The 12,840-nt window shown below is 73.0% G+C and carries 13 protein-coding genes and 1 tRNA gene; 8 read left to right on the top strand and 6 right to left on the bottom strand.

Annotated elements, in window-relative coordinates; all coding sequences use genetic code 11:
* Positions 1-25: 25 nt before the first annotated feature.
* Positions 26-1,666, bottom strand: coding sequence for an FAD-binding oxidoreductase (locus AC0VYL_RS22300; RefSeq protein WP_475481399.1), 1,641 nt, complete (start codon positions 1,664-1,666; stop codon positions 26-28).
* 17 nt (positions 1,667-1,683) lie between these two features.
* Here AC0VYL_RS22300 and AC0VYL_RS22295 point away from each other — a divergent pair, with 17 nt between their 5' ends.
* From AC0VYL_RS22295 to AC0VYL_RS22280, 4 genes are all read left to right on the top strand, one after another.
* Positions 1,684-2,262 (top strand): TetR/AcrR family transcriptional regulator, encoded by a 579-nt coding sequence (locus AC0VYL_RS22295; protein WP_475481398.1) that lies wholly within the window; start codon positions 1,684-1,686, stop codon positions 2,260-2,262.
* Positions 2,263-2,317: 55 nt separating this feature from the next.
* Positions 2,318-3,850 carry a glycerol-3-phosphate dehydrogenase/oxidase gene (locus AC0VYL_RS22290; protein WP_475481397.1) on the top strand — a complete coding sequence of 511 codons (1,533 nt, stop codon included), beginning with the start codon at positions 2,318-2,320 and terminating at the stop codon, positions 3,848-3,850.
* Between the two features lie 191 nt (positions 3,851-4,041).
* Positions 4,042-4,593 (top strand): ATP-binding protein, encoded by a 552-nt coding sequence (locus tag AC0VYL_RS22285; RefSeq protein ID WP_475455635.1) that lies wholly within the window; start codon positions 4,042-4,044, stop codon positions 4,591-4,593.
* A gap of 137 nt (positions 4,594-4,730) precedes the next feature.
* The gene (locus AC0VYL_RS22280; RefSeq protein WP_475455633.1) at positions 4,731-5,621 is read left to right on the top strand and encodes a bile acid:sodium symporter family protein; all 891 of its coding nucleotides are present in this window, start codon (positions 4,731-4,733) and stop codon (positions 5,619-5,621) included.
* 56 nt (positions 5,622-5,677) lie between these two features.
* On the opposite strand, the gene AC0VYL_RS22275 is transcribed toward AC0VYL_RS22280, so the two are convergent.
* From AC0VYL_RS22275 to AC0VYL_RS22260, 4 genes are all read right to left on the bottom strand, one after another.
* The gene (locus AC0VYL_RS22275; protein WP_475455631.1) at positions 5,678-6,325 is read right to left on the bottom strand and encodes a LuxR C-terminal-related transcriptional regulator; all 648 of its coding nucleotides are present in this window, start codon (positions 6,323-6,325) and stop codon (positions 5,678-5,680) included.
* On the bottom strand, positions 6,313-7,530 hold the full coding sequence (locus tag AC0VYL_RS22270; protein WP_475481396.1) for a sensor histidine kinase: 1,218 nt from the start codon (positions 7,528-7,530) through the stop codon (positions 6,313-6,315). The genes AC0VYL_RS22275 and AC0VYL_RS22270 overlap by 13 nt, the downstream gene beginning before the upstream one ends.
* 110 nt (positions 7,531-7,640) lie before the next feature.
* Positions 7,641-8,156 carry an LURP-one-related/scramblase family protein gene (locus AC0VYL_RS22265; RefSeq protein ID WP_475481395.1) on the bottom strand — a complete coding sequence of 172 codons (516 nt, stop codon included), beginning with the start codon at positions 8,154-8,156 and terminating at the stop codon, positions 7,641-7,643.
* 87 nt (positions 8,157-8,243) lie between these two features.
* Complete coding sequence (locus tag AC0VYL_RS22260; RefSeq protein ID WP_475455625.1) at positions 8,244-9,170, bottom strand: DMT family transporter; 927 nt, start codon at positions 9,168-9,170, stop codon at positions 8,244-8,246.
* A gap of 121 nt (positions 9,171-9,291) precedes the next feature.
* Here AC0VYL_RS22260 and AC0VYL_RS22255 point away from each other — a divergent pair, with 121 nt between their 5' ends.
* Together AC0VYL_RS22255 and AC0VYL_RS22250 are read left to right on the top strand one after the other, a co-directional pair.
* Positions 9,292-10,227 carry a LysR family transcriptional regulator gene (locus tag AC0VYL_RS22255; protein WP_475455623.1) on the top strand — a complete coding sequence of 312 codons (936 nt, stop codon included), beginning with the start codon at positions 9,292-9,294 and terminating at the stop codon, positions 10,225-10,227.
* Complete coding sequence (locus AC0VYL_RS22250) at positions 10,224-10,928, top strand: exonuclease domain-containing protein (RefSeq protein WP_475455621.1); 705 nt, start codon at positions 10,224-10,226, stop codon at positions 10,926-10,928. The genes AC0VYL_RS22255 and AC0VYL_RS22250 overlap by 4 nt, the downstream gene beginning before the upstream one ends.
* A gap of 70 nt (positions 10,929-10,998) precedes the next feature.
* Here the strand turns inward: AC0VYL_RS22250 and AC0VYL_RS22245 are convergent.
* Positions 10,999-11,070, bottom strand: a tRNA-Arg gene (locus AC0VYL_RS22245).
* A gap of 131 nt (positions 11,071-11,201) precedes the next feature.
* On the opposite strand from AC0VYL_RS22245, the gene AC0VYL_RS22240 reads away from it, so the two are divergent.
* Together AC0VYL_RS22240 and AC0VYL_RS22235 are read left to right on the top strand one after the other, a co-directional pair.
* On the top strand, positions 11,202-11,600 hold the full coding sequence (locus AC0VYL_RS22240) for a response regulator transcription factor (protein WP_378740634.1): 399 nt from the start codon (positions 11,202-11,204) through the stop codon (positions 11,598-11,600).
* On the top strand, positions 11,597-12,727 hold the full coding sequence (locus AC0VYL_RS22235; RefSeq protein WP_475481394.1) for a DALR anticodon-binding domain-containing protein: 1,131 nt from the start codon (positions 11,597-11,599) through the stop codon (positions 12,725-12,727). Before AC0VYL_RS22240 ends, AC0VYL_RS22235 begins: the two co-directional genes overlap by 4 nt.
* The last annotated feature ends 113 nt before the right edge of the window (positions 12,728-12,840 follow it).

The following is a 12,840-nucleotide window of genomic DNA, read 5'->3' as shown; positions in this document are numbered from 1 at the left end:
CGGAGTCCGCGCCCCGCCCGACCGCTCAGGCCTCCGGGATGAGCTTGCCCGGGTTGAGCACACCCTCCGGGTCCAGCGCCGACTTCACCGCGCGCAGCACGTCGGCGCCCAGCGGGCCCAGCTCGGCCGCCATCCACGGGCGGTGGTCGGTGCCCACGGCGTGGTGGTGTGTGATGGTGCCGCCGTTGGCCACGATCGCGTCCGAGGCCGCCCGCTTGGCGCGGTCCCAGCGCGTGGCCGGGTCCTCGCCCGCGCCCGTGGCCACGGTGAAGTACAGCGAGGCACCGGTGGCGTAGGTGTGCGAGACGTGGCACTGCACCACGGCCCCGCTCTCGTCGTCGTCCAGGGCGCCGGTCAGGGCGCCCGCCACGGCCGTGTACAGGGGCAGCAGGTCGCTCCAGGACGCGGCGGTCTCCAGGGTCTCCGCCAGGATCCCCGCCGACAGCAGGGTGTCGCGCAGGTACGGGGCGTGGAAGCGGGTCTCGCGCCAGTGCGCCACCGGGTCCGGGCCGAGCGGGGTGCCGCCCGCCGCCTCCATGACCTCCCGGACCACGGCCGCGCGCGCCTCGACCTCGGCGTCGGTGCCCTCGAAGCCCAGCACGGCCTGGCAGCCGGGGACGGCCTCGCGCCCGCCGAGGGCCGCGTTCACGAAGGTCTCGGTCTCGTCGGACAGCCGCGCCATGGTGGGCCGGGTGTCCGACTGCGCGAGGGTGCGCAGCGCCTCCACCCCGGTGGCGTAGTCGGGGAAGGACCAGGCCTCGTCCAGGACCCGCTCCGGCCTCGGACGGACGCGGACGGCCACCTCGGTGATGACGCCCAGCGTGCCCTCCGAACCCACGAACAGACGGCGCAGATCGGGTCCGGCGGCGGAGGCCGGCGCGCCGCCCGCGTCCAGGGTGCCGCGCGGTGTGGCGACCCGCAGGCCCACCACCATGTCCTCGAACCGCCCGTACCCGGCGGAGGCCTGGCCGCTGGAGCGGGTGGCGGCGTACCCGCCGATGGTCGCGTACTCGTAGCTCTGCGGCACGTGCCCGAGGGTGAGGCCGTGCTCGGCCAGCATCGCCTCGGCGTGCGGGGTGCGCACGCCCGCGCCGAGGACGGCCGTCAGGGACGTGGCGTCCAGGGAGACCAGCCGGTTCAGGCGGCGCAGGTCGAGGGTGACGACCGCGCGGAAGCCGCCGTCCAGGGGGGAGACCCCGCCCACCACGCTGGTGCCGCCGCCGAAGGGCACCACGGCAACGCGTTCCGCCGAGCAGAGGGCCAGGATCCGCTCCACCTCGTCGTGGTCGGCCGGGTACAGCACGGCGTCGGGGGCGGGGGCCCGACCGGCCCGGCGGGCGAGGAGGTCGGGGGTGCTCTTGCCGCCGGCGTGGACCAGGCGGGTGGCGTCGTCCGCGAGCACGTGCCCGGCGCCGAGGACGTCGGTGAAGGCCGCCAACAGCGGGCCGTCCAGCCGCGAGGGGGACAGTTCCACATCCGACGCGGCCACCGGGGGCATGTCCGCGGTCCTGGTGCGCAGCACCTGGGAGACCAGTTCACGCAGTCCGGGGTCGAGCTCCTTCGCCTTCGCGGGGTCGCCCCAGGCGTACCAGCTCATGTCCGGAGCGGTGGCGGCGGTGTCGGTGAGGCTGACAACGCCGGATTCAGTGCGAGCATCGTGGGTCATGCTCTACAGTTTTACACATGGCGTCAAAACGTAACGTAGAGGACGACATCCTCGACGCGGCGCGCGCATGCGTCGAGGCCTTCGGCGTCCGCCGCACCACTCTGACCGACGTGGCACGGCGCGCGGGGGTCAGCCGCCCCACCGTCTACCGGCGGTGGCCCGACGTGACCGCCCTCGTCGCCGACCTGCTCACCCGCGAGCTCCGGCAGATCCTCGTCGCGGAGGAGGTGGGCCCCGGCGGCACGGAGAGCATCCGCGCGCAGCTGGTACGGCACGCCGCCAGGGTCGCCCGGGCGATGCTCGCCCACCCGCTGGTCACCCGCATCGTGGACACCGAACCCGAGCTCCTGGCCACCTACACCTTCCACCGGCTCGGCAGCAGCCACCGGGCCGCGCTGGAACTCCTCGAACCGGCCGTCGCGCAGGGCCAGGCCGACGGATCGGTGCGCGGGGGAGACCCCGCCGTCCTGGCGCACCTGATCATGGTCACGGTGCAGAACACCGTCACGTCCCACCGCCTCCTCACCGACGTCCTCGACCACGACGGCCTGGTCGACGAGCTGTCCACCCTGCTGGACGGCTACCTCCGGCCCTGATCCACCGCTCCCGGCCCCTGCTCCCCGGCCACCCTCTCTCGGAAAGGACGCCACGATGCGTCAGCAGAACCGGTCCGCATCCCTGAACGCCGCCCGGCGCGCCGCCGACCTCGCTGAACTGGAGGCACGTCCCGAGGTGGACGTCCTGGTGGTCGGCGGGGGAGTCACCGGCGCCGGGGTGGCCCTGGACGCCGCCGCACGCGGTCTGTCCACGGTGCTCGTCGAACGCGAGGACCTGGCGTTCGGCACCAGTCGCTGGAGCTCCAAACTGGTCCACGGGGGGCTGCGCTACCTCGCCAAGGGGCAGGTCGGCATCGCCTACGAGAGCGCCCGCGAGCGCGACGTCCTCATGCGCGTCACCGCCCCCCACCTGGTCCGGCCCATGCCGATGGTGGTCCCGGTCTTCCGCGGGTCCGGTCTGGCCCGCTCCCTCTTCGTCCGCACCGGTATGGGCCTGGGCGACCTCTTGCGCGTGCTGTCCGGCACCCCCTCCTCGGTGCTGCGCGCCCCCCGCCTCCTCAACGCCCGCCAGACCACGCGCCTGTTGCCCGGGGTGCGGACCGAGGGGCTGCTCGGCGGCATCCTCTCCTTCGACGGGCAGCTCGTCGACGACGCCCGCCTGGTGGTGGGCATCGCCCGCACCGCCGCACGCGAGGGCGCCCGGATCATCACCCGCTGCTCCGCCGAGAGCGTCAGCGCGGACGGGGTGGTCCTGCGCGACGAGACCACCGGCCGGATCATCCCGGTCCGGGCGCGCGCGGTGGTCAACGCGACCGGCGTGCACGCCGACGCGCTCGAACCCAGCGTCCGGCTGAGCCCGAGCCGGGGCACCCACCTGGTGCTGGACGGGGCCAGCCTCGGCAACCCCACGGCCGCGCTCACCGTCCCGCTGGAGGGCAGCGTGAGCCGGTTCGTGTTCGCGCTTCCCCAGCCCGACGGCCGGGTCTTCGCCGGGCTCACCGACGAACCCGTGGACGGCCCCGCCGCCCGCGTGCCCGAGGTCCCCGAGGAGGACGTGGACTTCCTGCTCACCCAGTTCAACCGCGCACTGGCGACCCGCCTGACCCGGGCGGACGTCATCGGCTCCTTCGCCGGGCTGCGCCCGCTGCTCCAGGGGGACGGCTCCAGCGCCAACCTCTCCCGCGAGCACTCCGTCTCGGTCGCGCCCAACGGCACGGTGACCGTGGTCGGCGGCAAGCTCACCACCTACCGCGCGATGGCGGAGGAGACCGTGGACGCGCTCGTGGCCGCGCACCGCCTGTCGGCGGGGCCCTGCCGCACCCGCACGATCCCGCTCGTGGGCGCCGCCTCCCACGAGGAGCTCGACGGGTTGGACGCCCCGCGCCACCTGGTGGCCCGGTACGGAACCGAGGCGCTCGACGTGGTCGCCGAGGCTGGCGGAGACCCGGCGGCGCTGACACCGGTGGTCCGGGGCATCACCCCCGCCGAGCTCCGCTTCGGCGTGCGGCACGAGGGCGCTCTGGACGTGGCGGACCTGCTGGAACGCCGGAGCAGGCTGGCCCTGGTCGACGCCGAGCGGGAGCGCGCCGAGGACGCGGCCAAGGAGGCCCTGGCCCTGGCCGAGTGACGGGAGGGGGCGGGAGGGGGGACGGATGCGGCTAATTCGGGAACTCACCACACCGGGCTCCCCTGTTCCGCGACGATGTGATCGCGTAAGGTCATACCGGTTCGAGCCCTCCCTCCCCCCTCGGACACTCCCGCAGCCGCCCCCGTTCCGGCGCGCCCGTCCACTGAGCCGCCCCGCCGAAGGAGTCAGTCATGCCCACGCTCGTTGCCGTGCCCACCCTCACCAGGAACGAGGACGGTGTTCTCGCGAGGGTCCCGGACGAGTACCGGCACTACTTCAACGGCCGTGTCCCGGTCCCGTTCACCAAGCGCCGCTGGGAGTTCGCGGGTGAGCCCGTCAGTGTGCCGATGGTCCGCGCCTTCCTGGACACCTGCGCGGCCGGACGGGACTCGGACTACCGGTACGTCCTCACCCTGCTCGGCGCCGAGCTCGCCACCAACGCGATCCGGCACAGCAGGTCGGGGGAGCCGGGCCAGAGCTTCGTGATCCGGGTGGACCGGGGGCCGAACGGGCTGACGGTCACCTGTAGGGACAACGGAACGCCCCTCAACGCGCTGAGAGACGAGGGGGGCCAGCTGTTCGCGTCGCCCCCCGAGGACCGGCTCACCGCCGAGGACGGGCGGGGGCTGGCGCTGATCGACAGCTTCGCCACCACCTGGGGGGACAACGGGCACCCCAGTATCCGCAAGGTGTGGTTCCACCTGGCCTACGACATGACCGGGAGCTCCTGGCCCGCCGCCTGACCTGGTGCGGAGGGGCCCTTGCCAGTCGGGGTGACGCGTGCCACCATCTCCTACCTGTAGGTAGCCATGTGGCGTGGGTCACGTGTCCACCCCGGCCGCTCCGCCGCCCCCCGCGGCCCTCCCCCCAAGGTGCCCCCATGGACTCCGCCCTCACGACGATCGGTCTGCCGGTCGCCCTCGGCGTCATCATGCTCGGACTGGGCCTGTCCCTGACCGTCCGGGACTTCACCCGGCTGCTCTCCATGCCCTGGACGATCGTCCTGGTGCTGGGCTGCCAGATCGTCCTGCTGCCACTCTTCTGTTTCGGCCTGGTCCTGCTGTTCGTCACCCGCTTCGACCTCTCGCCGCTGCTGGCGGTGGGCATGATGATGATGGCCGCGTCCCCCGGCGGCACCACCGCGAGCCTGTACAGCTACCTGTTCAAGGGGAACGTCGCGCTCAACATCTCGCTGACCGCGATCAACTCGCTCACCGCCATGGTGACCCTTCCGCTGATCACCGGCTTCTCCCTCGGCTACTTCACCGAGGGCGGCTCCATCGGACTCCAGACCGACAAGATGGTGCAGGTCTTCGCGGTCATCCTGGTCCCGGTCGCCCTGGGCATGCTCGTCCGCGCGAAGCTGTCCTCCTTCGCGGAGCGCATGGAGAAGCCGGTCAAGCTCGGCTCCGTCCTCGTGCTGGTCGCCGTCATCGTCGGCGCCATCGCCGCCGAGTGGGCCAACCTGCCGGAGTACATCGTCTCGGTCGGCCTGATGGTCCTGGTCTTCAACGTGGTCAGCCTCGTGATCGGCTACTGGGCGCCGCGCCTGGTCGGTACCGAGCGCCCCGAGGCCGTCGCCTCCTGTATGGAGATCGGCCTGCACAACACCACGCTGTCGCTGACCATCGCCGTGACCGTCCTGAACAGCACCGAGATCGCCATCCCCTCGGCGGTCTACGGCGTGCTGATGTTCTTCACCGCGGCGGCGGCGGGCGCCCTGCTCAACCGTCGCGGTGCCCGTGAGGACCGAGCGGCCCAGGCCGTCTGATCCGTCCCACCCGACCCGGGCGGAGCCGCGCCGTTCCGAGCGGCGCGGCTCCGGCCTCAGGCGCGGTGGCTCAGGTAGGCCAGGACCGCGCGCACCCTGCGGTGGCCGCTGTCCGTGGGGGCCAGGTCCAGTTTCTGGAAGATGTTGCCGATGTGCTTGTGGACCGCGTTGGTGGTGACGACCAGCCGCGTGGCGATCTCACCGTTGTCGTGCCCCTCGGCCATGAGCGCGAGCACCTCGCGCTCCCGGGCGGTCAGGGTCTCCAGCGGGTCCCGTCTGCGCGAGGTCAGCAGCTGCTGCACCACCGACGGGTCCATCACCGTGCCGCCCCCGGCGACCCGGTCCAGCGCCTCCACGAACTCGCTCACCCGGCCCACCCGGTCCTTGAGCAGGTAGCCGACCCCGCCCTGGCCGTCGGAGAGCAGCTCGCCCGCGTAGTCGCGCTCGACGTACTGGGAGAGCACCAGGACGGGTAGTCCCGGGTGGGCGCTCCGGGCGGCGATGGCGGCGTGGATGCCCTCGTCGCGGAAGCTCGGCGGCAGCCGCACGTCCACCAGGGCGAGGTCGGGGCGGTGCTCGTCCACGGCCGCCGCGAAGGCGGGCACGTCCACGGCGACGGCGGCCACCTCGTGCCCCCGGGTGGACAGCAGCAGTTTGAGGCCTTCGGACAACAGCACGTTGTCCTCCGCGATCACGATCCGCACGGCAACTCCACCCTGATCGTCGTCGGTCCCCCGGAGGGGCTGCTCACGGTCACGCTCCCGTCCAGGGCCGCGGCCCTGCGGCGCAGCCCCCGGACCCCGCTTCCGGCGGTCTCGTCCACGCCGCCCCGCCCGTCGTCGGACACCTCGACCCGCAACAGGGCGTCCTCCCGGGTCAGGCGGACGGAGATCGTCTCCGCCCCGCTGTGGCGGACCGCGTTGGTGACGGACTCGGTGACCGCGTAGTAGGCGGCGGTCTCCACCGCCACCGGCAGGGTGCCGGGGTCGGCCACGTCCAGCCGCACCGGCAGGGTGGTGCGTCCGGCGAGCGCGGTGAGCGCGCCGGGCAGGCCCCGGTCGGCGAGGATCGGGGGGTAGATGCCCCGGATGACGTCGCGCAGCTCGGTCATCGCCTCCTCGGTCCCGCTGTGCGCCTGTTCGAGGAGGGCGGCGACCGCCGGGTCGGAGGCGGCCTCCTTCGCCACGCCCAGCTGCATGGCGATCGCCACCAGGCGGGCCTGGGTGCCGTCGTGCAGGTCGCGTTCGATCCGCCTCAGCTCGGCGCCGTGCGCGTCCACCACCCCGGCGCGGGTGCGCTGGAGCTCGTCCACACGGTGCGCGAGCACCTCCTGCTCGGAGGGGGCCAGGGAGCGCACGCACATCCGGGAGTGCGCGTCGGCCATCGGCACCATCGCCCACCTGAGGAAGGCCAGGCCGAACGCGAGCTGGAGGACGGCGGTGACCACCGCGATCCCCCATCCGTCGACGGTGAACCCGAGCTGCGCGAGCCGGTCGTCGGCCGGGAACGCCCACCACAGGAGTGACAGCGCGGAGTTGAGCACCATGCCGGGGCCGAGCAGGGCCAGGCATCCGAGCAGGACGCTCACCAGGGAGAAGAGCGGCATCCACAGGAGTACCCGGTGGGTGGCGGGGGCGCCGACCAGTGCCCGGAGGCCGCTGTCGGCGGGGCCGGGCAGGTCGGGGACGTCGACCCCCAGCCACCGCGCGGCGCGCCGCCGGTGCGAGTCGGCCCACGCGGTCACCAGGCGGACCCACCAAGAGACCAGGAAGGTACCGACCCCGCTGAGGGGGAGGGCCAGCGCCACCACCAGGGTCAGGGGTGCCATGACGAGGGTGAGCAGGCCGGCTCCCAGCGCCGCCAGCAGGAGGCCGCACGCCCGTATCGGCCGATCCCACACCTTCCGCATTCCGTGCTCCTCAGCCGAGTGTCCGTGACGGCGTCGGTCCGCCGTCACGGACCAGTCTGGGGCACCGACGGACCGGGGACACTACAGCTGGCTACCGGAAGGGGGGAGGGTCAGTCGTCGTCCCCGTCGTCCCCGTTGTCGCCGGTGAGGGCGTCCACGGCCACGGCGACCGCGATCACCAGGGCGGGGTCCCCGGCGAGGTCGCGCCGGTGCGTGTTGACGTCCACCGCGTAGGTGTCGCGCATCCGGAACCACTTGCGGGAGACGACCGCGACGGTGCCCTCCTTGTCGCTGATCGAGTACTCCTTGTCGAAGAAGCTCCCGACCACCTCCCAGTCGTGACCGTCCGCGACCTCCACGTTCAGCTTGTCCCGGACGGGGTTGAACAGCCGCTTGCGGACGGTGGCGACGGTGGTGCCGTCGTGCTCCACGCGCATCTGGTCGCGGACCTTGAAGAGCTTCTTGCGGATCACCATGAGGACCTCGCCCTTCGGGTCCTTGAGCTCGAAGGTGGTGCGCAGTCTCAGGGCCTTGCCGTCCACCCAGAACACCTTGGCGCCCTGTTCGTCGGTCACCCAGAAGTCGTCGCCGATGTCGAACACGCGTTCACGTACCAGAAACTTCATGCCCCGACGGTAGGGCATACGCCGGTCTCGGCCACACCTCACCGCTGTGGGCGGGCCGGGTGGCCGTGATCGGGCGTGCCCCCCGCCTCAGCGCCGCGTCCCCTGGCGCTGGGACAGCCAGATCGCCAGGACCACCAGCACGCAGCCGCCCAACTGGACGGGTGTGACCCGCTCGCCCAGGAAGACCGCGCTCATGGCCACCGCGAGCACCGGCGGAAGCACCAGGATCGCCGCCCCCGTGCTCGCGGTCAGCCTGGGCAGCGCCGACCCCACCAGCAGCCAGGTCAGCACCTGCCCGGTCAGCGCCAGCATCGCCAGCCACAGCCACGCCATGGCGTCCAGCGAGGCCAGGTCGATCCCGCTCCACAGCGCGCCCAGCACACCAGCGGCCAGCGCGGCGGAGGCGGTGGAGACGCACACCGGGGTCACCGTGTGCCCCTGGCCGCCGCCGAGCCGGGACAGGAAGAGGTAGCCCGCGTAGGTCACCCCGGCGGCACAGCCGTAGAGCAGGCCGAGCCAGGGGTCGCCCCCGGGGGCGGCGCCCGTGCCCGGACCGACCACCCCGGCGGTCAGGGCCACCCCGGCCAGCATCACGGGGACCGCGAGCAGGAACCGCAGCGGGGCCCGGTCGCCCAGGAACACCCACGCCAACAGCGGGAAGACCACCACCTGGATGTTGAGCAGCACGGTCGCCATCCCCGCGCCCACGTGCTGGATGCTCGCCACCCAGAACACGTAGTCCACACCCAGCAGCAGTCCCGCCACCAGGTCCAGCCCCACCAGGCGGAGCGCCCGGGGGCCCACCCGGCGGACCTCCACCAGGGCCATCGGGACCAGGACGAACAGCGCCAGCGCGCACCGCAGGAAGGCCGCCGTCCCGGTGTTGGCGCCGGACAGCTTCACGAACACCCCCGTGGCGGAGGTGGTGGCCGACCCCACGACGGCCAGGACCACGGGGTTGGCCCGGTCCAGCACCGACCCCTGATCCGTCCGCCTCGTGTCCGTTCCCGCCACTGGTCCCGCGCCCCCTCCGTCACCGCCGACCCGCCGCGCGCGGGCCACAGGTCCAGGGTGACGCCTCCTACCCAGAAACAAAAGCGATGATTTGTCGCAGGTAATCGGTAGTGTTGCTTACGTGTTCAGCTTGGAACGACTCAGGGCGCTGGCCGCCGTGCGCACCCACGGCTCCATCGCGCGCGCCGCACGGGTCCTCCACGTGACGCCGTCGGGCATGTCCCAACAGCTCGCCAAACTGGAGCGGGAGGCCGGGCAGACCCTGCTCGAACCCGAGGGTCGCACCGTGCGGCTCACCCACGCGGGCCGGGTCCTGGCCGCGCACGCCGACCGGGTGCTGGCCCAGGTCAGCGAGGCGCAGACCGACCTCGCCGCCCTCGACCGGCAGATCCTCGGCCCCCTGCGCCTGGGCGGTGTGGGCAGCGCCGTGCGCAACCTGCTCCCCGGCGCGCTGTCCGCACTGCTCACCGCACACCCCCGGCTGGTCCCCACGGTCCGCGACGGCGAGGTGGTCTCCCTGATCCCCCCGCTCCTGCGCGGCGAACTGGACCTGGTCCTGGCCGAGAGCTGGTCCAGCCGCCCGGTCGCGCTGCCCGCCGGGGTCCGTACCGTGGAGCTCCTGGAGGAACGCGTGTGCCTGGCGCTGCCGGGGGGCCACCCCCTCGCGGACCCGGCCCCCGTCGACCTCGCGTCGCTGGCCGCACCCGGCGGCCTGCCCTGGGCCAGCTGCCCGGCGGGCACCGAGCCCTACGAGGCGATCCTCCAGGCCCTGCGCTCCCGAGGCGTCGAACCCGACATCAGGTACACACTCGCCGAGATCCCCTCCCAGCTGGAACTGGTGGCCTCCGGGCTCGCCATGGCACTCGTCCCCGACCTGGGCCGGCGCACCGCACCCGAGGGTGTGCTGTTCCTGCCCACCGACCCGCCCCTGCGTAGGACGATCAAGGCGGTATGGCGGGCCGACGCCGAGACCCCGGCGATCCGCGCCTGCGTCACCGCGCTCACCGAACACACGGTCCCACCCCGCACCGAACCGAGAACACGAGGAAACACGTGAACACTTCCTGGCACACCCGGCCCATGGCCGCCTTCGACGTCGAGACCACCGGCCTGGACGTCGAGGGCGACCGGATCGTCACCGCGGCCCTGTGGCGCATCGACCCCGCCAACCGGACCAAGGACGTCACCACCTGGCTGGCCGACCCCGGGATCGAGATCCCGCTGGAGGCCACCGAGATCCACGGCATCACCACAGAAAGGGCCCGCACCGAGGGGCGCCCCGCCGCCGAGGTGGTCACCGAGATCGCCGCCGCCCTGGAGGCGGTCATCGCGGAGGGTCTGCCCGTCGTGGTCTACAACGCCCCCTACGACTTCACCCTCCTCGACCGCGAGCTCGCGCTCCACCGCCCCGGCCAGCCCCTGGCCGCCCAGCCCCTGGTGGTGGACCCCCTGGTCCTGGACAAGCAGGTGGACACCTTCCGCCGCGGCTCGCGCAAACTGGTCGACGTCTGTGCCCACTACGAGGTCCCCCTCGCCCAGGAGGAGGCGCACGGGGCGGCCGCCGACGCCCTGGCCGCGGCCCGCCTCGCCTGGAAGATCGCGGCCAACCACCCGGAGATCGCGGCGCTGACCGCCGAGGAACTGCACGCCGCCCAGATCACGTGGAAGTCGGAGCAGTCGGCCAGCTTCCAGGAGTACCTGCGCCGCCGGAACCCCGAAGCGGTGGTGGACGGCTCCTGGCCGCTGATCCCCGCCTGAGCGCGCCGTCCCGACCCCGCGAACACGAAAAGACCGGCGGGACAGTGTCTCCGCCGGTCTTTCCTCGCTGTGCCCCCTGGAGGATTCGAACCTCCGCACCCGGCTCCGGAGGCCGGTGCTCTATCCCCTGAGCTAAGGGGGCGCTGCTGCGAGAACAACTGTAGCAGGGGTTCCGGGAGGGTTGACCACCCGAGCGCCGGACCCGCCTCCGGCCCCCCTCAGATACTGGATTCCAGTGGTGCGGCCACGCTCGGCGGCGGTAGTGTCACGGGCGTGAACGCCCTTCCCGCACGGGTTCTCGTCGTCGAGGACGACGAGGTCATCCGCGAACTCATCCGCCTCAACCTCGAACTGGAGGGGTTCGAGGTGTTCACCGCCATGGACGGTCAGGACTGCCTGGACCGGGTCGGCCACGTCGACCCCGACGTCATCACCATGGACGTGATGATGCCCCGCCTCGACGGGTGGTCCACGGTCGAGCGCCTGCGGTCCGACGGTTTCGCGCGCCGCATCGTCATGGTGACCGCCCGCGCGCAGGCGGACGACCGCCGACGCGGAGAGCGGATCGGTGTGGACGACTACCTGACCAAGCCCTTCGACCCCGACGAGCTGGTCGACCTGATCCGGGCGCTCCTCGGGGAGGGTGACGGCGGGATCGGGGGAGCGGCGTGACGCCCCGGAAACTGGAGACCCTCGTCCGCAGGGCCGCCCTGGGCGCCTTCGGGCTCGGCGACGCCGACGTCCCCCACGTGTGGCCGCGCGCCGACCACGCCGCCGAGGGCACCGACGCCGCGATCGCCCTGGCCCCCCGCCTGGTCGGCCGGGTCAGGGACGAGCTCCCCCGCGGCCGTGAGGACTCCCACCGGCTCATGGTGTCCGAACGCATCGTCGCCAGGATCGAGGACATGGCCGACGAGGGCGATCCCGACGCCGGATTCGCGCGCGTCCACGCCGACCGGCGCGGCTTCGCGAACTTCACCTTCACCTGCGAACAGCGCCAGAGCCTCCTCGACGCGGCGGCGGACGGCCCCCGCTACCTCACCGGCCGGGCCTGGACCGGGACGGGGGAGTGGCCCCGCTCCGACCTGCACGAGGCCGGACCCCTCGCCCAGGCCCGCCGCTACGCCCGCGCCGACGCCCGTGCCCGTATCGCCATGGCCGTGGAGGGGAACCCCCCGCCCGGCCCCGAGGGCGAGGTCTCCTGGCGCGACCGCTACCTCGACACCGACCAGTCCGCGCTCTTCACCCCTTCGGGCCGCGCGCTCGGCCGGATCGGTGAGGCCAGCGCCCGCGTGGCCTTCTGCCGGTCGGTCCCCGAACGCCCCAGGGAGAACGAGACCACCGGCCGCGACCTGCCGGTGCTGCCCTCGGCGGAGAACGCCGGATCCTGGGTCCGGCTCACCGACGCCAACCCCGCCTTCCGGCTCCGCTACGCCCACGCCCACGCGCTGACCAGCACGCGCTGGGCGGAGGAACAGCGGGCCGCCACCGGACGGGGTTCCACACGGACGCGCTGCCACCACGCGCACGGCGCGAAGGTGCGCGGACTCCTCTTCGACGGCCCCAGCGTCCTGGACACCGCGGCCCGCCGAGAGGAACCCCATATCCTGGTGAGATACCTGGAGGCACTGACCAGTGCCTACGATGAGTGGCGGACCGGTTCCACCGCCGGGGCCGAACCGGCCTCGGAGCCGGAACCGACCTGGGCCGCGCTCGACCCCGCGCTGCCCGCCGCCGTCGCCGGTGTGGTCGGCACCGGACTCTTCCTGCTCGGAGTGTCAGCGCCCACAAGGCTGTAGACACCCGAGGCCGTGAACCCCCGGTGGGGCCAGCCCAACCCCTGTGTTCCGATCGGCTTGGTGGACAATGGGCGGAGCGACCGCCCCGACCCCCCGCGCCGCACCGAACACAG

The organism is Nocardiopsis sp. iso_238, from assembly GCF_056173325.1.
Note: the sequence above shows the minus strand (reverse complement) of the source record. Positions and strands in the feature narration are given on the sequence as shown.

Bases quoted from the DNA above. Each gene is read 5' to 3' on its own strand.
- AC0VYL_RS22300 (WP_475481399.1), bottom strand. From the start codon at position 1,666: ATGACCCACGATGCTCGCACTGAATCCGGCGTTGTCAGCCTCACCGAC.
- AC0VYL_RS22295 (WP_475481398.1), top strand. From the start codon at position 1,684: ATGGCGTCAAAACGTAACGTAGAGGACGACATCCTCGACGCGGCGCGC.
- AC0VYL_RS22290 (WP_475481397.1), top strand. From the start codon at position 2,318: ATGCGTCAGCAGAACCGGTCCGCATCCCTGAACGCCGCCCGGCGCGCC.
- AC0VYL_RS22285 (WP_475455635.1), top strand. From the start codon at position 4,042: ATGCCCACGCTCGTTGCCGTGCCCACCCTCACCAGGAACGAGGACGGT.
- AC0VYL_RS22280 (WP_475455633.1), top strand. From the start codon at position 4,731: ATGGACTCCGCCCTCACGACGATCGGTCTGCCGGTCGCCCTCGGCGTC.
- AC0VYL_RS22270 (WP_475481396.1), bottom strand. From the start codon at position 7,530: ATGCGGAAGGTGTGGGATCGGCCGATACGGGCGTGCGGCCTCCTGCTG.
- AC0VYL_RS22265 (WP_475481395.1), bottom strand. From the start codon at position 8,156: ATGAAGTTTCTGGTACGTGAACGCGTGTTCGACATCGGCGACGACTTC.